The organism is Pseudomonas sp. BN414 (genome assembly GCF_029871275.1).
GTDB lineage: Bacteria > Pseudomonadota > Gammaproteobacteria > Pseudomonadales > Pseudomonadaceae > Metapseudomonas > Metapseudomonas resinovorans_C.
The window spans coordinates 37780-58687 of record NZ_SSOL01000021.1; the positions used below are offsets into that span (position 1 = coordinate 37780).

Here is a 20908-nt window from a genome sequence, read left to right on the forward strand (position 1 = left end):
GGCGGACCTTCATGGGCAAGGGACTGGGTGACAAGCTGGTATTGGCAATCTCTTCGCGGGCGCTGTTCGACCTCGACGAAAGCCACCGGGTCTACGAGGCGGAAGGCATAGAAGCCTACCGCCAGTACCAGATCGACCATGAAGATGAAGTGCTCGCGCCTGGTGATGCCTATCCGCTGGTGGAGAAACTGCTCGGCCTGAACGAGCAACTGGGCCAGCAGCGAGTGGAGGTCATCCTGGTGTCGCGCAACAGCGCTGACACCGGGCTGCGGGCGTTCAACTCCATCCAGCACTACGGCCTCGGCATCTCCCGCGCCGCCTTTGTCGGAGGGCGCAGTCCCGAGCCGTATCTGCGCGCCTTTGGTTGTCACCTGTTCCTGTCTACCCATGCCGAAGATGTGCGTCGCGCCCTGCAAACCGGATACGCCGCCGCCACCATCCTCTCTGGAGGACCGCGCCGCGCCGCGAGCAACGAGCTGCGCATCGCTTTCGACGGCGACGCGGTGCTGTTTTCCGACCATTCCGAGCGCATCTACCAGACTGGCGGCCTTGAGGCCTTCCAGGCCCACGAGCGCGATTCGGCGCGCGAACCACTGGACGGTGGCCCCTTCAAACCCTTCCTTTCGGCGCTTAACCGGCTGCAGCAGGAGTTCCCGCCGGAGGCCTGCCCGATTCGCACGGCACTGGTAACCGCGCGCTCCGCACCGGCACATGAACGGGTCATCCGTACCCTTCGCGATTGGGATATCCGCCTGGACGAATCCTTCTTCCTCGGCGGGCTGGAAAAGGCCGCGATCCTCGAGACCTTTGGCGCAGACGTATTCTTCGACGACCAGGCCGGGCACTGCGAAAAGGCCCGTGATGTGGTCGCGACCGGGCATGTTCCGCATGGGGTGAGCAACGAACCACAGTTCTGACTAAGCTCTGGTGAGGCCAGCCAAGCATGGCGGTAGGAGGCCTCATGATTCGCTCCATTCTCTATGCCACGGACCTCGGTCTCTATGCCCCATATGTTCTGCAACACGCCCTGTCTCTTGCTCGCGCCTACAACGCCCAACTGTACGTAGTCCATGCGGTGGAGCCCCTCGGGCTGTTCGCCGAATCGGTGCTGCAAACCTATCTGGACGACGACACCCTGAAGGAGCTGCGGGCCAAGGGCCTGGGCACTGTCATGTCGAGCATCGAGCAAAGGGTGCTGGAAGGATTTCGCGATGAGATGGGGGAGGCCGTCCAGGACCTGGACATGATTCGCGCGGTACGGGTGGTCCAGGGGGACCCGCCGCTGGTCATTCTCGAAGAAGTGCAGAAGCTGTCCGTCGACCTGCTCGTCGTAGGTAGCCATAGCCACGGGACTTCGCTGGATACCCCGCTGGGGCGTACGGCTGCCAGATTGGTGCAACTTTCCGAGGTGCCGGTGTACCTCGTGCCGATGCTCCAGCATCGCGGACACAACGACTTCTGATCACCGCTGGTCGCTGGTTGTGCAAAGCGCAAAAAAACGTCTAGTTTTATTCAGCAAACCATTAATATGGTTATAAACGCCGCCGACATCCTGCGGCGTAACCGCTTTGAGGAATGCCTATGAAGCTCCAGCAATTGCGCTACATCTGGGAAGTAGCGCACCACGACCTTAACGTGTCCGCTACTGCCCAAAGTCTCTACACCTCGCAGCCGGGCATCAGCAAGCAGATCCGTCTGCTGGAAGACGAGCTGGGCGTCGAGGTTTTCGCTCGTAGCGGCAAGCACCTCACCCGTGTCACTCCGGCCGGTGAGCGCATCATCACCACCGCGGGCGAAATCCTGCGCAAGGTCGAAAGCATCAAGCAGATTGCCCAGGAGTTCTCCAACGAGAAGAAAGGCACCCTGTCCATCGCCACAACCCACACCCAGGCGCGCTATGCACTGCCGCCGGTGATTGGTGGATTCATCAAGCAGTACCCGGATGTCGCCCTGCACATGCACCAGGGCACGCCCATGCAGATTGCCGAGATGGCTGCCGATGGCACCGTCGATTTCGCCATCGCCACCGAAGCACTGGAGTTCTTCGGTGACCTGGTGATGATGCCGTGCTACCGCTGGAACCGCTGCGTCATCGTTCCCCAGGGCCACCCGCTGGCCAAGCTGCCCAAGCTGACCCTCGAAGCGCTGGCCGAACATCCCATCGTGACCTACGTGTTCGGCTTCACCGGCCGCTCCAAACTGGACGAGGCGTTCAGCCATCGCGGCCTGACGCCCAAGGTGGTCTTCACCGCGGCCGACGCCGACGTTATCAAGACTTACGTTCGCCTGGGACTGGGCGTGGGCATCGTCGCGAAGATGGCGGTGGATCCCAAGCTCGACAGCGACCTCGTGGTGCTGGACGCCAGCGAGCTGTTCGAGGCGAGCGTGACCAAGATCGGTTTTCGTCGTGGCACCTTCCTGCGCGGCTTCATGTGCGACTTCATCGAGAAGTTCGCCCCGCACCTGACCCGCGACGTTCAGGCTCGGGCCGTGCAGTGCCATAACAAGGCTGAGCTGGATGAGCTGTTCCACGACGTGGAACTGCCGACGTACTAAGTCATCTGGCAACGAAAAAGCCCGGCGGATGCCGGGCTTTTTTATGGGCGACGCTTGGGAGCTATGAGGCTGGGAGATGTTGGGTTTCGCTTCGCTCTACCACAACCTACCGACACCGGCACTCCGATAGCTTTTGTAGGTTGGGCAGAGCTCCGCGAAGCCCAACGCCTTGGCTGCAACCTACGACGATTGATCGGAGGCCGAGGCTTTCAGCACATCGCGCAGGAAGGCCAGGAACACGGTGTAGACCTGCTCCCGGCCATCATCATGTCGCACCACGAAGAACGGCGCGGTGTCCACGCCGTAATGCTGCGCCGCCATCCAGCCGGCGCTGCCTGGGTTGCGCTCATCGGCCACCAGGATGCGGTCGATCCGCCCCAGGTGGCCGCCGCGTTCCAGGCGGTCCATCACATCCCGGCATTTGCGACAGTCCTGGCCATCGGCGAGGACTTTCTTGACCAGGGTGATGCGCATGGCTCAGGCCTTGCTGATCAGGTTGCCGGCGTGCAGGCCGCATTCTTTCTGGGTGGCTTCCTCCCACCACCAGCGGCCTTCGCGTTCGTGCTGGTTCGGCAGCACCGGACGGGTGCAGGGCTCGCAGCCGATGCTGATGAAACCGCGCTCGTGCAGCGGGTTGTAAGGGATCTCCAGCATGCGGATATAGGCCCAGACTTCTTCGCTGCTCATCTGCGCCAGCGGATTGAACTTGTACAGCGGTTTGTCCGGAGTGGAGAAAGCGCCATCCACTTCCAGCACAGCCACTTGGGAACGGGTGCCGGGGCTCTGGTCGCGGCGTTGGCCGGTGGCCCAGGCCGTTACGGTGGAGAGCTTGCGGCGCAGCGGTTCGATCTTGCGGATGCCGCAGCATTCGCCATGGCCGTCCTTGAAGAAACTGAACAGGCCCTTTTCCTTGACCAAGGGTTCCAGCAGGCGCGGGTCCGGCGACAGCACCTCGATGGCGATGCCGTAGTGCTCACGGACCTGCTCGATGAAGCGGTAGGTTTCCGGATGCAGGCGGCCGGTATCCAGGCTGAATACCTTGACGTTCTTGTTCAGCTTCCAGGCCATGTCCACCAGTACGACGTCTTCGGCGCCGCTGAAGGAAATCCACAGGTCGTCGCCGAAATGCTCGAAGGCGAGCTTGAGAATGTCCTGGGGGGACTTGTTGGCGTAAGCCGTCGCGAGTTCGGCGACGTCGAAGGGGTGGCTCATCAGGCAGGCTTCCTTTTGGGGGTGGCGCTGGGCGCGCTCTATGGCGCGCATATTAACAAAGGGGGAGTTATGCCCCTAAATAACCAACGGGAAGTACCGCTGTGATGTTTGGGTATAAGGGCCGCGTTGCACGGTCCCGGTCGAGTCGCTAGAGTGCCGCCTCCAATCAAAAGCCATGCGGGGAATTTGCTCGTGGAAATCGCCTGTCTCGACCTTGAAGGTGTACTGGTTCCGGAAATCTGGATCGCTTTCGCGGAAAAAACCGGAATCGAAGCGCTGAAGGCGACCACCCGGGACATCCCGGACTACGACGTGCTGATGAAGCAGCGCCTGCGCATCCTCGACGAACACGGCCTGAAGCTTTCCGATATCCAGGAAGTGATCGCCACCCTGAAGCCGCTGGAAGGCGCCGTCGAATTCGTCGACTGGCTGCGTGAGCGCTTCCAGGTCGTCATCCTCTCCGACACTTTCTACGAGTTCTCCCAGCCGCTGATGCGCCAACTGGGCTTCCCGACGCTGCTGTGCCACCGCCTGATCACCGACGAGACTGATCGCGTAGTGGATTACCAACTGCGCCAGAAGGACCCGAAGCGCCAGTCCGTGCTCGCCTTCAAGAGCCTCTACTACCGCGTGATCGCGGCCGGCGACTCCTACAACGACACCACCATGCTCAGCGAAGCCCATGCCGGCATCCTGTTCCATGCGCCGGAAAACGTGATCCGCGAGTTCCCGCAGTTCCCGGCGGTGCATACCTACGAAGACCTCAAGCGCGAGTTCATCAATGCCTCCAACCGCCCGTTGAGCCTCTGAGCCCCGCCCATGAAAAAGCCCGCGAAAGCGGGCTTTTTTGTTTTTGTTGGCTGAAGGGATCAATGAAACCTTGTGGGGGCGAATTCATTCGCTAAGGGCAGCGAAGCTGCCCCGGTTGTTAAAGGGGCAGGCCTTCGGCCTGCACAGCGATTGAAATCGCCCCCACAGGTGAACGGTTCACTAATTCCCCAACCCCTCCAGTGCCGTCATCAGCACCTTCACCTTGGTGATGGACTCGCGGTACTCCTCTTGCCAGTCGGAGTCGGCGACGATGCCGCCGCCGCCCCAGCAGCTGGCCTGCCCGTCCTTCACCAGCACGGTGCGGATAGCAATGGAGCTGTCCAGCTCGCCGCGAACATCCAGGTAGAGCAGGGACCCGCAGTAGATCGAGCGTCGCGTAGGTTCCAGCTCGTCGATGATCTGCATGGCGCGGATCTTCGGCGCGCCGGTGATGGAACCGCCGGGGAAGCTGCCGGTAATCAGGTCCAGCGCGTCCTTGTCGTCGGCCAGGCGGCCGGTGATGGCGCTGACCAGGTGGTGCACGTTGGGGTAGCTCTCCAGGGCGAACAACTCCGGCACCCTCACCGAACCGATGGCGCAGCTGCGTCCCAGGTCGTTGCGCAGCAGGTCGACGATCATCAGGTTCTCGGCGCGGTCCTTGCGGCTGGCCAGCAGTTCCTCGGCCTGTGCGCGGTCTTCCTCCGGCGTCTGGCCGCGCGGTCGGGTGCCCTTGATCGGGCGGGTTTCCACCATGCCCTGGCTGACCTTGATGAAGCGCTCCGGCGACAGACTGAGGATGGCGCCACCATCGTCCAGCGCCTGATAGCCGGCGAATGGTGTCGGGCAGGCCGCGCGCAATGCCTGGTAGGCCGACCACGGATCGCCTTCGCAAGGAGCCTGGAAGCGCTGGGTGAAATTCACCTGATAACAGTCGCCGGCCTGGATATAGGCGTGCACCCGTTCAATTGCGTTGCGGTACTGCTCCTGGTCCAGGTTCGCGCGGAAGGGCGCCAGCAGGTGGAACGGAGTGGTCGTCGGTTCGGCAGACTCGCTGAACAGGGCAATCAGGCGAGCGCGCTCGGCTTGCGCGAGGCTCGGATGGAACACTAGTTGGCTGGTGCGCAACTGGTGATCGCTGACCAGCGCCCAGGCATAGAGGCCGAGCCGGGCGTCGGGCAAATTCAGGTCGTCGACGGCTTGTTCCGGCAGCTGTTCCACCCGGCGACCGAAGTCATAGGACAGGTAACCAATCAGGCCGCCGACGAACGGCAGCTCGATTCCGGCGGGCAGGCTCGCCTCGCCGAGGCTGGCCAGAGCCTTCCGCAGGCGCTGGGCGAAGTCGTTGGCCGATTCGCCCGGAGATGCTGCAAATGCTGCCAATGGCCAGGCGCTGAATAGGTCATAGCGTCCACGCTCGGCGACCGGGCGGCCAGCGTCCAGCAGCACGGCGCCAGGCGCCTGGCGGATGCGGGCGAAGCGTTCGCAGGGAGATTCCTGATAGGGAAGTGCGTGTAAATGACAGTCAGGCATGGGGGCGGCAGGGGCTGAATGCAGGAGCGGATTCTAGTCTGCCTGTAGTGGCGATCCTAGAGCCTTTTCTGACGTTTACGTAGGAAAAACATTCTGATACTTATGTACCAATCCCACGGAGATGTACCTCCGAACCACAACGATAACGACACAGGGATTCAGGCAGTGGACGCAGTTCTCAACCCCGCAGCCGGTAGCCGCCAGCGCTCCAAACTCGTGACACCCCAGGCATCTGCCGATTATCTGCCCAGACCCCAGGTTCAGGCGGCACTGGCCGCCCATCCTCATGCACGCCTCCTGCTGTTCTCGGCACCCGCCGGGTTCGGCAAGACCACCGCCCTCGCGGCCCTTACCGAGCAGCGTCGCGCCGCCGGCAGCGCGGTGGCCTGGTTCTCGCTGGAGAGCGAGGATGACGACCCCGCGCGATTCTTCCAGCAACTGATCAAAACCCTCGGCGAAGCCGTGCCCGGAGTCGGCGACTACGCCCGGGGCTACCTGCACAACACCATGCAGGTGCCGGTCAATGCCGTGCTGGAAAGCCTGCTGGTTGACCTCGCCCGGCACAATGGCCCGCTCCTGCTGGTGCTGGACGACCTGCACCTGCTCAAGGACCCGGAACTCTTCACCGCCCTCGGTCGCCTGGTGCGCCTGGCCCCCGCCAGTTTCACCCTGGCCGTCGGCAGCCGCTCCCTGCCGCCGCTGAGCCTGGCCACCTTGCGGGCCAAGGGCTGGTTGCTGGAGATCGGGCTCGACGAGTTGCGCCTGTCCGTCGAGGAAACCCGCGACTACCTGGCCCGTACCGGCCTGCAACTGGATGATGCCGTACTGGCCGCCCTGCATAGCCATACCGAAGGGTGGGCGATTGGGGTCCAGCTGGCGAGCCTGTGGCTGCGCCATCAGCCGCAAGCCACCGAGCAGATGGAATGCCTGGGCAGTGACCAGGCCACCGTGGGCCAATACCTGCTGGCCAGTGTTTTCGAGCATCTGTCCGCCGATCTGCAGGACGCCCTGCTGGCCCTCGGTATCGCCAGCCAGCTCAGTGGCGATCTGGCCAATGCGCTGACTGGGCGTCAGGACGGCCAGGCCTTGCTGGAACGGCTGGAAACCATGCAGCTGTTCCTGCTGCCACTGGATCGCGAGCGCCAGTGGTACCGCTTCCACCACCTGTTCGCCGATTTCCTGCGCGGCCGCCTCAAGACCCATGATCCGGAACGCCTGAAGCAACTGCACTTCAACGCCAGTCTGTGGTTCACCAACCACCACATGCAGAACCTCGCCATCGAGCACGCCAGCCTGGCCGAGGACCCGGACATGCTGGCTGCACTGGTGGATGGCTGCGGCCTGGAGCTGATCAACCGCGGCCAACTGAACAAGATCTACCGCTGGCGGCAGAAGGTGCCGGACGACATCGCCGCGCGTTACCCGACCCTGATCCTGGCGGATGTCTGGAACCGCGCAACCGAGATGGCCCTGCCGGAAGCCAACCAGATGCTCGACGAGTTGCTGGCCCGCTGGGGCGGCACCCGCGCCGAGGCCCAGATCAGCGACAAGTACCTGGCCACCCTGGCGGTGAAGGCGGCCCTCGCCCTGCAGAAGGACGACCTCGAGCTCTGCGTCACCATCGCACGCAGGGTGGAGGCGCAGCTCGGGCGCAACCAGGCCTTCCTCGAAGTCGCCATCCTGGTGATCGGCGCCATGGCGCTGGTGACCCTCGCCCAGCCGGACCAGGCGCGCCGCCTGCTGTCCCTGGCGCAGCAGCGCAACCATTTCCTCCAAGGCCGTTACCTGGACATGCAACTGGCCAACGTCGAAATTCTCCTCGCCCTGGAGCAGGGGCAGGTGCGGCAGGCACAGATGCTCTTCGAGCAGATGCGCGCGCAAGTCATTCCTCATCTGGGTGAGAAGTCCCGCGCCATGGCGCTGCCGGTCATAGTCGAGTCCCTGATCGCTTACCAGCAGGGGCGCCTCGATGGTCTGGAGGAGCGCCTCGGCGCCGCGCTGACCCATATCGACGTCATCCGGCCGATCGACATCTATGCCCAGGGCATGCTTTTCCTCGCGCGCATCCAGCGTATGCAGGACAAACCGAAGGAAGCGCAGGCGACCCTGGTGCTGATGCAGAACCTCGCTGCGCGCAACCAGTCCTGGCGCTTCTATGCGCGAGCAGTGGCGGACGAAATCTCGCTGATGCTCCAGGAGCCGGGTACCGACCGCATCAAGCGGGCCGAGCAACGCTTCAAGGGCGTGGACTGGAACAAGCTGGCCAATGGCGGCGGCACCCAGCACGGCGCCAATTCGGCGCTCTGGGTACAGGGGCTGATTCGCGTGCGCCTGCAGCAGGCGCGTGGCCACTTCAGCGAGGCCCTGCACGAGATCACCCAGCTGCGCGGCAAGCTCCAGACCAACTGGCATGGCATGCAACGCCTGCGCCTGGACCTGCTGGCCGCCCTCAGCTACCAGCGCCTGGGTTACCAGGAGCGTGCCCAGAGCCTGCTGGTGCAGTGCCTGCTCTGTGCCGAACGCGAAGGCGTGCGCAGCCTGTTCATAGAAGAGGGCGAGGCCATCCGCCAACTGCTCCAGCAACTGGAAGCGGCCGAGCGTCAGCCGGCCCTGCAAGGTTTCATTCGCGACCTGCTGGCGTCCTGGCCCGGCAACGACGCACGCAAATCCCTGGATGTGCTCGAAGAAGGACTCACCGACCGCGAGCGCGAGGTGGTCTGCCTGGCCGCCAAGGGCATGTCCAACGAAGAGATCGGACAGCAGCTGGCCCTGGCGCTGGGCACTGTCAAATGGCACCTGCACAACATCTACGAAAAGCTCAAGGTGCGTAACCGGACCCAGGCGATCCGGCGTGCCCGCGAGCTGGGGCTGCTCGAACCATGACCGACCTCTGCCTGTCACGCCCGCACCAGATTCCCTTGCTGCGCACCAAGCTATTCCCGGCCGATGCCGGTGGCCGACCGGTACTGCCGCGCCGCGCCCTGATCCAGCGCCTGCACGGTGCACGGAATCGCCGCGTACTGGTCCTCAGCGCTCCGGCCGGGTTCGGCAAGAGCACGGTGCTCAGCCTGTTCCGACAGCACCTCCAGGCCGATGGCGCGCACGTCGCCTGGTTGTCCTGCGATGAGGCCGACAGCGAGCCGCAGCGCCTGCTGCAATACCTGGTCGCTGCGGTGGATGCCACATTGCCCGGCTTCGGCGGCAATACCGTCGGCCTTCTGCAGGGGGATATGAACTGGCCCATCGAGGCCGTGATCGATGCCTTCGTCGGCGACCTGAAGCGCATCGAGGGCGACCTCTACCTCATGCTCGACGACTTCCACCGCATCCGTCATGCCGCCCTCGACCAGGGCGCGCGCTACCTGATCGAGAACCTGCCGGCCAACGTCCACCTGGTCAGCAGCACCCGCTTCACGCCGCGGCTGTTGTTCAGCGAGACGGAGTCGCTGCTGCTGAAAGCCGAAGACCTGCGCCTCAGCCTCGACGAAACCGAGGCCTATTTCCGCGAGGTGCGCCAGCTGCCGCTGGCCAGTGACGAAGTGCGCCTGCTGCACACCCGCACCGAGGGCTGGATCACCGCGCTGCACCTGGCGAGCCTGGCGCTCACCCGGCATCCCGACCGCGCCGCGTTCCTTGCCAGCCTCAGTGGCACCGAGCGCAACATCGCCGACTACCTGACCGAGGACGTGCTCGAAAGCCTGCCGCAACCCTTGCAGCAGTTCCTTGACCAGACCTCGGTGCTCGACGAGTTCTGCGCCGATCTTTGCAATGCGCTGACCGGTCGCCGCGACGGACTCGACATGCTGATGCGCCTGCAGCGCGAGCAACTCTTCATCATTCCCCTGGACGAGCACGGCGAGTGGTTCCGCTATCACCATCTGTTCGCCGAATTCCTCCAGGGCCGTCTGGCGCGCCAGACCGATTCGGCAACCCTGCTGCATGCGGCGGCGCGCTGGTGCGAAGGGCACGACATGCCGGATCGGGCCATCAAGTACGCCCTGCGTGGTCGGGATTTCGCCTTCGCCGCCCAGATGCTCGAGCGTCAGGGTGCACGGCTGATCGCCGGCAACCGCGTCTACGGCATCCTTTCGATGCTCAAGGGTGTGCCGGCCGAGGTCATCCGCGAACACCCGGTGTTCCAGATCTTCTATGCCTGGCAGCTGGCATTCGAACAGCGCTTCGCGGAGTCCGAGGCGCTGATAGAGGAAGTCAGCACGCGGCTGCTGCAGGGGCGCGGCAAGGTGATCCACTTTGGTCTCGGCGAACTGCTGGCTGCCTCCCAGGTGCTCAAGGCCCTGGTGATGCTCTACCAGGACAAACTGGAGGCCTGCCTCAAGGTCGCCCGCCAGTGGCTCTCCATGGTCCCGGACAACCAGCCGGTATTTCGCGCGAGCCTGGCCTGTGTGCAGGCGGCGGCCTACGCGCTGATGGGGGAGTTCGGCGAAGCCGCCAAGGCCATCGCCGTTGCCCGCGACAACCTGAAGCTGGTGGACAGCGAATACCTGCACGTCATGACCAGCCTGATCGAGGCGTTGATCTGCAAGGAGAGCGGCGAGCTGGAACGCGGCCGCGCCATCGCCGAAACCGCCCGCACCCGAGTGGAACGGGTGTTCGGCCGGCGCAGCCGGGTAGGTGGGCCGCTGGCCCTGGCCTATGCCGACCTTCTTTATGAGCAGGATCGCCAAGCCGCGATCCTCGCCGAATTGCCCCTGGCGACCACCTGGCGCGATGTGGCGACGCCCGTGGAGCTGATCAGCCGCGGCCAGTTGGTGATGGCGCGGGCGCGATTCTTCGCCGGCGAGCCGGAGCAGGCGCTGGTCCAGCTCGACGAATGGCTGGCTGGCCTGCAGGGCGCGGGCTACGAACGGGTCTTCGCCCACGGCATGGCCTGCAAGGTGCAGTTCCTGCTCTGGCTGCGCCGGCCCAATGAAGCAGAGCGCATCTGCCTGCAACTGCAACAACACCTCGCGGTGCTGCCACTGGCGCGTTACTCCGATGCGCACACGGTACTGGCCCTGACCGAAGCGCGCCTGGCGCTGACCGAACGCCGTCCCGAGCGCGCCCAGGCGAGCCTGGAGAATTGCCTCGCACGGCAACAGGATGAGCACCAGCGTGACCGTCGCCTGCGCCTGTCGCTGTTACTTTCTGTGGCGTATTGGCGCAAAGGTAACAGCGAGAAGGCCTTCGCCCTGTTCCAGAACACCCTGGAAGAGGCCTGGAACCGTGGTTACCGCCGGCTGTTCCAGGACGACGCGCTCTGGCTGCTACCGCTCTGGGATGCCTGGCGTGCGGCGGAACCGAAGCGTGCCGGCGCCTGGCAAGGCGTGGCCGAAAGCCTGCGCGAGCAATGCCGCCGGCTGGCCGTCGACCCAGAAACTTTCGATGAAAATCAAGATGTTAGCCATCGCGAGCGGGAAATCCTGCGGTATGTCGCGGCGGGTCTTTCCAACCGCGATATCGCCCAGGCGGTGCATCTGTCAGAGGCCACCATCAAGTGGCATCTGCACAACCTGTTCGCCAAGTTGGGGGTACGCAGCCGTACCCAGGCCGTGTTGAAAGGCAAGAGTCTGGGCCTGTTGAGCGAGGCCTGAGGTGGGAGTCCCGCCGCCCCTCCATCCCTTGGATGGGCTGGCAGCGGGGGAGGGGCTCAGTAGTTTTGTTCCCAGGTCGAGAAGCATGGTGCTTCACGAATCCTCGCCGGATGCGACTAAGGAAGCAGCGTCCGGCCAGGAGATCGGCGTCAGCCGGTCCAACTGCCGATGACAGGAGTCGACGGCAGGCCCCGGGGGCAACCCACCTGTGAACTTTGGAGATAAAAAGAATGAAAAGCTTCAAACAACTGGCTCTGGCCGCTGCTGTGCTCGCTGCTCCGTTCATGGCCCAGGCCGACCTCAAGGCCATGGACGATTCCGCTCTGTCCGGTGTGACCGGTCAGGACGGCATCAGCATCTCCGGTAGCTTCAACGGCTCCATCGGCAGCATCGTCTACACCGACTCCGAAACCTCCGGCAGCACCACCACCGCCGGTACCCTGCGTCTGGAAACCGTGTCCTTCACCGGCTTCGACATCCTCGACAGCGACCCGCTGAAGATCGACGTGATCGACGGTGGCGCCGGTGGCAGCGACAAGCTGCAGATCAGCCTGCCGTCCATCACCGGCCAGCTCTCGGTTGGCGCCATCCGCGTTGGCGACTCCAGTGCAGCCAGCATCGGTTCGCTGGCCGTCAACAACATGAACATGTCCGGCTCCACCCTGAAGGTTTGGGGTCACTGACAGCTGCGTTGATCCTGTAACCCGGAAACCTCGCCGACCAGGTCGGCGGGGCCTTCTCCGCGAAAAGAGTCGAGTAGTCGGAACGGCAATGATCGAAATCCTGATTGGCAGTTTGCTCGGTCTGTTCGGCTTCACCCAGACGGTGGACACCAAGCCGCAACCGCAAGGCGCGGTGAACATCAGCCAGCCGCTCTCGCCCAATGGCCCGTACCGTGAAACGGCGGTCGTCGAGCCGATGAGCCAGCTGCAATTCCGTAACGTCATCCGCCAGGCCTACGACTACAGCTGCGGTTCCGCCGCGCTGACCTCGCTGCTGGACTATTACCTGGGCCGCAACCTGGAAGAACGCCAGGTGATGGAAGGCCTGCTGCGCTATGGCGAAGCCGACAAGATCGTCGAGCGCCGTGGCTTTTCGCTGCTGGACATGAAGCGCTTCGTCGGCGCGCTGGGCTACAAGAGTGGCGGCTTCCGTGCCGAGTTCGGCGACCTCGACGCCCTCGAACACCCGGCCATCGTTCCGATCCACTACGGCGGCTTCAAGCATTTCGTCGTGGTGCGCGACGTCTACAACGACCACGTATTCGTCGCCGACCCCGCACTCGGCAACATCAGTTTCACCCGTGCCCGTTTCGAAGAAATCTGGGACCAGAACGTCCTCTTCGTGATCTTCCCCTCGGGCAACGAGCCGCAAAACGCCATGGCCCTCACCGAGCGCGACCTGCGCCTGGTGGACGACCGCATCGTCAGCCTGCTGGCGTTCAAGGAGTTTCCGCAGATCACCAAGTTCACCCAGAACGAAATCGACGAACTGGGTTCGGGGGGCGACATCCGCTACATCCGCCGCAAGTGACACCCGCTCATAACAAGAAAGACCTGGGGATAGCACCATGGGACCAAGGGAATACGCATGGCTGGCCATGCTGGTGCTCTGTACCAGTCTGCCGCTGCACGCCGAGGAGAGCTCGGTGGACGAGGCGCGTGACGCGCTGAGCAAAAAGGAAGACGACGCCGACAGCGCCAAGGCGCTGGAAGAGGTGTTCCAGGCCTCCGAGAAGAGCTACACGCTGCTCAAGAAAGGCGAGCGCACGCTCACCTACGGCTTCGACTATTCGCTGGTGCGCGATACCCAGATCGAAACCTTCCGCACCGGCAGCAACGTCTACAGCGTACTCAGCCAGAGCGAGGCCCAGCACACCTTCACCAACTCCTTCACCTTCGATTACGGGGTGTGGGACAACCTGACCTTCAGCGTGCGCCTGCCCTTCGTTGCCAAGTACGACACCGAACGCGACCTGAATGTCTACAGCCTCGGCGACATCTCCGCCTCCCTGCGCTGGCAGCCCTGGGCTTCGACCCGTGGCCGGCCGGTCACCACGCTCTTCGCGACCCTAGGCCTGCCCACCGGAGAAAGCCCGTACGACATAAACTCCGAAAACGACCTGTCCACCGGCAACGGCTACTACAGCCTGGGCGTGGGCGCCAACATGTCCTACGTGATCGACCCGGTCGTGCTGTTCGGCTCGGTGGGGTACACCTACAACCTGCCGGTGCATGACATCCATCAGATGCGCGGCGGGCGCATCCTGGAAGACGTGGAACCGGGCGACACCCTCAACTTCAGCATGGGCTTCGCCTATGCGCTGTCCTACGACGTGTCCCTGGCCACCTCCTATCAGATGGCCTACACGACCAAGCCGACCTACAAGTTCGAGACCGCCAACCTGGAGGGCACCGAACAGACCAGCTCGATCATGAACTTCTCCCTCGGCCTGCGAACGTCGCCGGACTACATCATCAACGTCAACGCCGGCTTCGGCATGACCGAGGACTCGCCGGACGTACTCCTGGGGCTCTCCGTACCCCTCGACATCAAAGGCCTCAAGGCCCAGTAACCGGCGAGAGATCACCTCATGAGCACGCACCTTTCGCCGCTTGCGCGGGCGATCGCCGGGGTCGGCCTGTGCTGGGCGGGCCTGGCCCAGGCCCAACTGGCCAACGACCTGACCATCGGCAACCCCAAGGCGATGGCCATGGCCAATGCCATTACCGCCGATTCCTCCGGGATCGACGCGGTGCACTACAACCCGGCCGCACTGACCAAGCTCAAGGGCCGCCAGACCACGGTGAAGTTCCTCACCGGCGTGATGGACATCCGCGCCAAGTTCGAAGCCCCCGAGGACTACGGCTTCCTCGGTTACGACGACGACCCGGTGGCGAACTCCAGCAGCCGCACCCTGACGCCAGCCATGTACCTGCCGGGCATGGGCGGCATGACCGAAGTGCCGGTGCTGTTCGCACCGCTGGCGGGTCTCTCGATCAATCCGCCGGGCTCCAAGTTCACCTTCGCCACCAACGTCTATGCGCCCATGGCGTTGGGTTACTCGCGGGATTCCGACAGCGATCCGGCGCGCTACCAGGGGCGTGAAGTCGCCTTGCAGCGCATCACCTACTTCTCGCCCTCGGTGGGCTACCAGATGAACGACGAGCTGGCGGTGGGCCTGTCCATCGGCTTCTCCCACCAGGCGATGGCGCTCAATCAGGACTTCCGCAACCCCGGCTTCCTGACCGGTCTGACCCGGCTGTTCAACGAGTTCCTCTGCCTGCCGGGGATGGGCGAAGTCGTCTCCGGGATCATCAACGTCTGCGGCGGCAAGATCGGCCCGTTCGACACGCTGGCCAACATGGACCTGGACCTTCAGCAGTCGCTGTCGCCCACCTGGAACATCGGCTTCCTCTGGGAACCCACCGACTGGTTCGCCTGGGGCGCCACCTACCAGAGCGAGGCGCGCATGCACCTGCAGGGCAAGTACCGGGTCGACTACAGCAAGGACTGGCAGGGCTTCTGGTCCGGCATGCAGTCCTCGCTGTTCGGCCAGGTGCTGAGCCCGTTGTTTCCCCTCGGCAACGTCGACGAAGAGCAGGGCAACGCGTCATTGGACATGACCTACCCGGACAATTTCTCCACCGGCATCAAGATCGTCCCCTTCGACCGCTGGCAGTTCAACTTCGACCTGAAGTGGAGCGGCTATAGCGACTGGAACGAATTCGAGATCGAATTCGACCGCGAACTGGACCTGTTGCGCATCGCCAAGAACTTCGGCGGCGGCAATGCCACCGACCGCAGCATCATCCTCGACCGTGGCTACCGCGACACCTGGAGCTGGGCACTCGGCATGCAGTACCAGTGGACCGACCGCCTGGCCGTGCGCGCCGGCTACGAATGGCGCCCCTCGGCCATTCCGGACGACAAGGCCGATGTGCTCGCACCCATCGGCGACGCCCATCTGTACGGCCTGGGCCTGGGGTACCGCTGGGACAAGGACACCAACATCGACATCGGCTTCAACTACTTCACCACCAAGCAGAGCACCAAGGCCGACACCAGCTGCAACCTCAACTGCAGCGGTATCGACAACCTGGTCTACAACCCCTACGCCGGCCAGAACGTCTCGACTTCGGTGAAGGCGTACATCCTGGCCCTGACCTACCAGACGACCTTCTGATGAAAGCGCCCATCCTGCTCATCGCCCTGACCCTCGCCGGCACCGCCCAGGCCAGCAGCGGTCGCTACCTGACCTGGATCGACAATCAGGGCCGGGTGCACAACACCTTCGTCGACAGCCGCTACAGCGAGCAGCAGCGTCAGGCGGCCAAACGCGTCGTCCAGAGCGACCAGGCACGCCTGAAGGACAGCGACGACGCCCAGTGGCCCGGCAGTGCGAAGGCCGGTGAAAGCAAGCGGCGCTATTTCACCTGGGTGGATGCCAGCGGCAACCTGCAGAACAGCTTCTACGCGGCCGGTCAGGTGGATTCGGGACAGCGCGACTTCGTGCTACCCAACGGCCAGCGCTCCGAGGAATACGTCGACTCGGACGTCCTCGAAGGCCGTGGCTATTCGCGGCCGGAGCAGGGCCCGGCCTACTTCACCTGGGTCGACGAACAGGGCCGCACCCATAACTCCCCGGTGCCGGCGCGAGGCAAGGAGACGGATCGGGATGATGCGCGACCCGGTCCCATCGCCTACACCGAAGCCCGCGAGATGGAATTCAAGCGCAAGGCTGCACTGTTGCCCTCTTTGGACGGGCAGCCCACCGCCGCCATGAAGGCCCTGCTGGAGGGCAGCGAAGAGCAGGGCGAGGCGCTCTACCAGAGCCTGGTGGACCGCTGCTGTGGCCAGTTGGCGGATGCCGCCTTCACCGAAGTCTCGGTCGAGGAGCCGCGTTACGAGGAGCTGAACAATCTCTCGCCAAGCTTCGACTTCCCCATGGGCCGCAGCTACTACAGCGCCCTGAAGCTGCCGCGCTCGCAGCACAGTTACGGCTTGCGCATCCGCAGCTTCGCCAATCGCCAGGTGGTCTATCCCTCGCTGCTGTTCCTCGACGAGGCCAAACGGCCCACTCGATTGGTGAGCGATGCGATCTACCAGCTCCACGGTGAAACCTGGTACCGCTATGCGTTCATCGAAGGCACGGTGCAGGTCCGCGCCAACCAGGGCGAACGCTACGTGCTGCTGCTGACCACCGATGAAGACCGCAGCCTGCAGACCCTGGATAACAAACCCTTCAAGCGCCCCCTGCAGGACCTGGCCCTGAGCGAAGCGGGGATGCAGGTGCATGAGCACGCGGACCAGGGCTCGTTCGAACTGGCCATTGTGAAATGAGGCAGGGCCTGCTCTTCATTTGTGGGGGCGAATTCATTCGCTAAGGGCAGCGCAGCTGCCCCAGCTCTTCCGGGCAGGCCTTCGGCCTGCTCAGCGATTGAAATCGTCCCCACAGGAGGTGCACAGGCACTCGGTGCCTGTGCGCTTTGCTCCCCTCTCCCTCCGGGAGAGGGGCCGGGGGTGAGGGAGGGCGGGTAAACCATCGCAGGGTGGCTTGACCGCGCGGTATGCTGGCAACCCCAGCGACCCGAAGCGGATTTCCTGCCATGTCCGACACCAGTGCGCTCTTCACCCGCAACTCCGACGCCTACCGCGCCAATCGTCCCTCCTATGACCCCGCCCTGATCACCTGGCTCAGCCAGCAGGCACCGGACCTTTCCCTCGCCTGGGACTGCGGCTGCGGTTCCGGCCAGGCGACCGTCGACCTCGCGCGGCATTTCCAGCGGGTGGTGGGGACCGATGTCAGCGCGTCGCAATTGGCCAAGGCCGAGCCGGCGGCCAATATCGACTACCGCTGCGAGCCGGCGGAGCAGACCTCGCTGGCCGACGCCAGTGTCTCCCTGACCCTGGTGGCGCAAGCGCTGCACTGGTTCGACCTGGAGCGCTTCTACGCGGAAGTGCGCCGCGCGAGCCGGCCGGGCGGGTTGCTGGCGGTGATCTCCTACAACCTCACGACGATCACGCCCGAAGTGGATGCACTGGTCAGTCACCTCTACAGCGACATTCTCGGCAGTTACTGGGCTGAGGAACGCCGGCACGTGGAGCAGGGCTACCGCACCTTGCCGTTCCCCTTCGAACGCATCGAAGTACCGCCCTTCACCCTGGATGCCGAGTGGGACCTGGCGCGGCTGCTGGGTTACCTGGAAAGCTGGTCCGCGCTGGCAACCTACCAGACGGCCCACGGCACCAACCCCCTCGACCCGCTGCGGGAGCGATTTGCGCAAGCCTGGGGTGACCCGGCCAGCACCCGCCGGGTGAGCTGGTCGTTGGTGGTGAATCTGGGGCGGGTTTCCTGAAGTCGGGCCGTTCCTTTGTGGGGGCGAATTCATTCGCTAAGGGCAGCGCAGCTGCCCCTGGCTCCCTGGCAGGCCTTCGGCCTGCTCAGCGATTGAAATCGCCCCCACAATGTATGTCGGCCGACGAGCCCCACCCTTAAGCCGGCAAGCTCGCATCCCTCCCGTTATGCGAAGTGAAGTCCACTGACCGGTCCACCATGTTGATCGCCGCCACCAGCTGTTCGGGTTGGGAGCGGGCCGAGGCCATGGTCCATTGGTCATAGCGGTCGTTGCCGATCCGCACCATGCGGATATGGGTGGTGCGGTCGGCGTCGACCACCGGGTCCGGGTCGAAGAAGCCGAGCTTGCGCCGCAGCTTCTCCAGGTCCGCCGGGTCGCCGGTAAGGAACAGCCAGCCCGGACCGACATGGTGGGACTCGGCGTACTCCCTGAGGATTTCCGGCGTATCCAGCTCCGGTTGCAGGGTGATGGAGTACATGAAGACATTCTTCCCGGCGCGGTCGCCCAGCAGCTTCTGGGTGCCGCGCAGGTTGGCGGTCATGGTGGGGCAGAGGCCGCCGCACATCGTGTACATCATGTTGAAGGCCACCACCTTGTCACGCATGAGGTCGTCGTAGAGCTTCACGCGTTTGCCCAGGTGCGTGTAGAGCGTGAGGTTTGGGAAGTAGCGGGCGCCGAAGCTGTCGCCCTCCGCGTACTCGGGTTCCGGGCCAGCCCAATTGCGGCCCACCAGGCCGGCGCCCAGCGCGGCCACGCCTGCGGCAGCCACACCGGCTCCGAACAGCAGGTTTCTGCGAGTGTTCATCTGGCATCTCCAGTAACGATCAAGGGTTGGCTTTGGCTCAGCTGACGCCGCACTCGGCTGGCGCTTCGGGTGGCGTGTCGTCCTCGATGTCCCAGCGCATCATCATGCCGTGGTCCTCATGGATCACGTTGTGGCAGTGCATGACGTACTTGCCGGTGAAGTCGCGGAAGCGCAGGAACACCCTGACGGCCTCGTTCTTGCCGAGCACATAGACGTCCTTGCGTCCTCGCTCGTGTTCCGGAATGGCCACGGGCACGCCGTTGACCGTCTTGCTGAGGATGCGGCCCTCCTCGAAGTGGATATGCACCGGGTGCTGCCAACCGCCGCTTTCGTTGACCAGTTCCCAGATCTCGCACTCGCCCTTGTCGATCTTCGCGCTGGTGTCGAGGATGTTTTCCGGCTTCCCGTTGACTGCCCATTCGCCGCCTTTGCGGTCGAACACCCAGCGGCGCACCTTGGCCCGTTCGATTTCCTCGTCGCACAGCGGGCGCAATGGCCGCAGTACATCGGGCACCTGGCTCAGGTCCTGCTCCGGAGGATCGCGGTCCACCAGCAGCTTGAGCACCTTGGTGCCGGAGCCGTCGACCTTGTCCGGCCCCTTGGTTGTTTCCTGGATCAGCCGGTTGGTGAGAAACAGCTCGGTGCCAACGGGGTACTTGGAGAAATCCACCACCAGGTCCGCGCGTTCGGCGACGCCCAGGTGCACCTTGCCCATGTTGCGGATGGGCGCGGGCAGCAGGTTGCCGTCGTTGGCGATGTAGGTGAAGGTCTGCGCCTTGCCCTTGCTGTCGTGCAGATAGAACTCGTAGAAGCGCGACGGGCCGGCATTGAGCAGGCGCAGCCGGTACTTGCGACGGGCGACTCGCAGCACCGGTTCGATCTTGCCGTTGACGAGGGTCTTGTCGCCCAGGGTGCCGTCAGGGCTGAAGCGGTCGAAGACCAGCTGGCCCTTCGAGTCGAAGCGCATGTCGTTGAAGCTCAGCATGTAGTCGTACGGGAAGCTGGGCAGGCGCAGCGCTTCCGGACTCGGGTCCTTCTCGTTGCCGGAATCCAGGTGGTCGAAGATGACGTAGAAGCCGAACATCCCGCGCACCACGTTCTGCGAGGTGGCCTGCCAGGTGTGGTCGTGGAACCACAGCGTGCCGAGGGCCTCACGGTAGTCGCCGATGCCATTCTGCATCTCGTCCAGCCCGGCGTAGACGTTGGGGTAGAAGTGGTCCTTGTACTCGCCCTTGTAATCCATCGTCAGGCCCTGCTTCTGGGCACTGAAGAAGTCGCCGGGAAAACCGTCACTTTCCGAAGGGCAGTGCAGGTTGTGCAGGTGCACCGAGATATAGGGAACGCCGACGCCGACGTGGTCCTTGGGCAACTTGCAGTGGAAGCGGCAAAGCACCGGCTGGCCATAGCGCGCGAAGATGATCGGGCTGAAACTGTCCGGGGTGGAATCGGCCGCGCGGTAGCTCCAGACCTTGATTTCCGGCAGGTCCGGGTGAGCCTTCCAGGGGCGCTCCACCACATTGATTTCGTACATCGTCGGGTTGACGCCCAGTTCGTCGTAGCGCTGGTGCGGCTTGCGGCCGCATTCGCCGTGTTCTGCGTCGGCGGTTGCGGAAGGCGGAGCCACCTGCACGCCGTCGGCGCCATGCAGCACGCTGACCGGGTTCAGCGGACTCATCTGATTGGGAAGGAATTCCTTCCACGGCGTGGTTCTTGGACTGGTGATTTCCGAGGTGTCGCTGTCCTTGGCCTGGCTGTCGCTTTCCGCGAGCAGAAGGGGCAGGGCGCTGGCGGCAGCGGACCATTTGAGGAACGAGCGGCGATGGGTGTTAGCGAGTTGTTCTGGTTGTTGGTGGCTGTCGCCGGTGGCATTGCTGGCGACAAGCGAGGTTCCCCTGTACAGCAAGCGAGAGATATTCACGGCTGCGGTCCTCCACAGCTTGATTGACGGTGAATTTTCGATCGCTCTGACTGCTTCAGAAGCACCTCGTACCGGTCGGCCTTATTGGCTCTGTAGTGATGCCGGTCGAAGCGTGTAACACGCTTTC

The 20908-nt window shown here is 63.8% G+C and carries 17 protein-coding genes; 12 read left to right on the forward strand and 5 right to left on the reverse strand.

Annotation, left to right across the window (positions count from 1 at the left end):
- Positions 1–11: 11 nt before the first annotated feature.
- From E8E95_RS01630 to cysB, 3 genes are all read left to right on the forward strand, one after another.
- Complete coding sequence (locus E8E95_RS01630) at positions 12–917, forward strand: 5'-nucleotidase (protein ID WP_280347653.1); 906 nt, start codon at positions 12–14, stop codon at positions 915–917.
- A gap of 44 nt (positions 918–961) precedes the next feature.
- Entirely contained in the window at positions 962–1462 is a 501-nt protein-coding gene (locus tag E8E95_RS01635) for a universal stress protein (RefSeq protein WP_077522945.1), read from the forward strand.
- Positions 1463–1581: 119 nt separating this feature from the next.
- Positions 1582–2556, forward strand: coding sequence for an HTH-type transcriptional regulator CysB (gene cysB / locus E8E95_RS01640; protein ID WP_120651462.1), 975 nt, complete (start codon positions 1582–1584; stop codon positions 2554–2556).
- A 180-nt stretch (positions 2557–2736) separates the two neighbouring features.
- Here cysB and E8E95_RS01645 read toward each other — a convergent pair whose 3' ends face one another.
- Together E8E95_RS01645 and E8E95_RS01650 are read right to left on the reverse strand one after the other, a co-directional pair.
- Positions 2737–3030, reverse strand: coding sequence for a hypothetical protein (locus E8E95_RS01645; RefSeq protein ID WP_280347656.1), 294 nt, complete (start codon positions 3028–3030; stop codon positions 2737–2739).
- Positions 3031–3033: 3 nt separating this feature from the next.
- The gene (locus tag E8E95_RS01650) at positions 3034–3768 is read right to left on the reverse strand and encodes a phosphoadenylyl-sulfate reductase (protein ID WP_280347658.1); all 735 of its coding nucleotides are present in this window, start codon (positions 3766–3768) and stop codon (positions 3034–3036) included.
- A gap of 192 nt (positions 3769–3960) precedes the next feature.
- On the opposite strand from E8E95_RS01650, the gene thrH reads away from it, so the two are divergent.
- On the forward strand, positions 3961–4578 hold the full coding sequence (gene thrH / locus E8E95_RS01655) for a bifunctional phosphoserine phosphatase/homoserine phosphotransferase ThrH (RefSeq protein WP_280347660.1): 618 nt from the start codon (positions 3961–3963) through the stop codon (positions 4576–4578).
- A gap of 180 nt (positions 4579–4758) precedes the next feature.
- Here thrH and pabB read toward each other — a convergent pair whose 3' ends face one another.
- Positions 4759–6108 carry an aminodeoxychorismate synthase component I gene (gene pabB, locus E8E95_RS01660; protein ID WP_280347662.1) on the reverse strand — a complete coding sequence of 450 codons (1350 nt, stop codon included), beginning with the start codon at positions 6106–6108 and terminating at the stop codon, positions 4759–4761.
- 165 nt (positions 6109–6273) lie between these two features.
- Here pabB and E8E95_RS01665 point away from each other — a divergent pair, with 165 nt between their 5' ends.
- The 8 genes from E8E95_RS01665 (at position 6274) to E8E95_RS01700 (ending at position 18058) form a co-directional block, all read left to right on the forward strand.
- Positions 6274–8991: a LuxR C-terminal-related transcriptional regulator gene (locus tag E8E95_RS01665; RefSeq protein WP_280347663.1), complete on the forward strand. Its 2718-nt coding sequence runs from the start codon at positions 6274–6276 to the stop codon at positions 8989–8991.
- Positions 8988–11699: a helix-turn-helix transcriptional regulator gene (locus E8E95_RS01670; protein WP_280347665.1), complete on the forward strand. Its 2712-nt coding sequence runs from the start codon at positions 8988–8990 to the stop codon at positions 11697–11699. Before E8E95_RS01665 ends, E8E95_RS01670 begins: the two co-directional genes overlap by 4 nt.
- 230 nt (positions 11700–11929) lie before the next feature.
- Positions 11930–12382: a DUF6160 family protein gene (locus E8E95_RS01675; RefSeq protein ID WP_077526271.1), complete on the forward strand. Its 453-nt coding sequence runs from the start codon at positions 11930–11932 to the stop codon at positions 12380–12382.
- Between the two features lie 88 nt (positions 12383–12470).
- Positions 12471–13232 (forward strand): C39 family peptidase, encoded by a 762-nt coding sequence (locus tag E8E95_RS01680; RefSeq protein WP_077526270.1) that lies wholly within the window; start codon positions 12471–12473, stop codon positions 13230–13232.
- Positions 13233–13299: 67 nt separating this feature from the next.
- A complete protein-coding gene (locus tag E8E95_RS01685) occupies positions 13300–14274 on the forward strand; it encodes a transporter (RefSeq protein WP_280347739.1) in 975 nt (324 codons plus the stop codon).
- An 18-nt stretch (positions 14275–14292) separates the two neighbouring features.
- Positions 14293–15885 carry an outer membrane protein transport protein gene (locus E8E95_RS01690; protein WP_179062614.1) on the forward strand — a complete coding sequence of 531 codons (1593 nt, stop codon included), beginning with the start codon at positions 14293–14295 and terminating at the stop codon, positions 15883–15885.
- Positions 15885–17042 carry a MalM family protein gene (locus E8E95_RS01695; RefSeq protein WP_280347666.1) on the forward strand — a complete coding sequence of 386 codons (1158 nt, stop codon included), beginning with the start codon at positions 15885–15887 and terminating at the stop codon, positions 17040–17042. The genes E8E95_RS01690 and E8E95_RS01695 overlap by 1 nt, the downstream gene beginning before the upstream one ends.
- 266 nt (positions 17043–17308) lie before the next feature.
- On the forward strand, positions 17309–18058 hold the full coding sequence (locus E8E95_RS01700; RefSeq protein WP_280347668.1) for a class I SAM-dependent methyltransferase: 750 nt from the start codon (positions 17309–17311) through the stop codon (positions 18056–18058).
- Between the two features lie 136 nt (positions 18059–18194).
- Here E8E95_RS01700 and E8E95_RS01705 read toward each other — a convergent pair whose 3' ends face one another.
- Positions 18195–18863: an SCO family protein gene (locus E8E95_RS01705; RefSeq protein ID WP_280347669.1), complete on the reverse strand. Its 669-nt coding sequence runs from the start codon at positions 18861–18863 to the stop codon at positions 18195–18197.
- Positions 18864–18900: 37 nt separating this feature from the next.
- Positions 18901–20781, reverse strand: a complete 1881-nt coding sequence (locus tag E8E95_RS01710) for a multicopper oxidase domain-containing protein (RefSeq protein WP_280347670.1) — start codon at positions 20779–20781, stop codon at positions 18901–18903.
- Positions 20782–20908 lie beyond the last annotated feature (127 nt).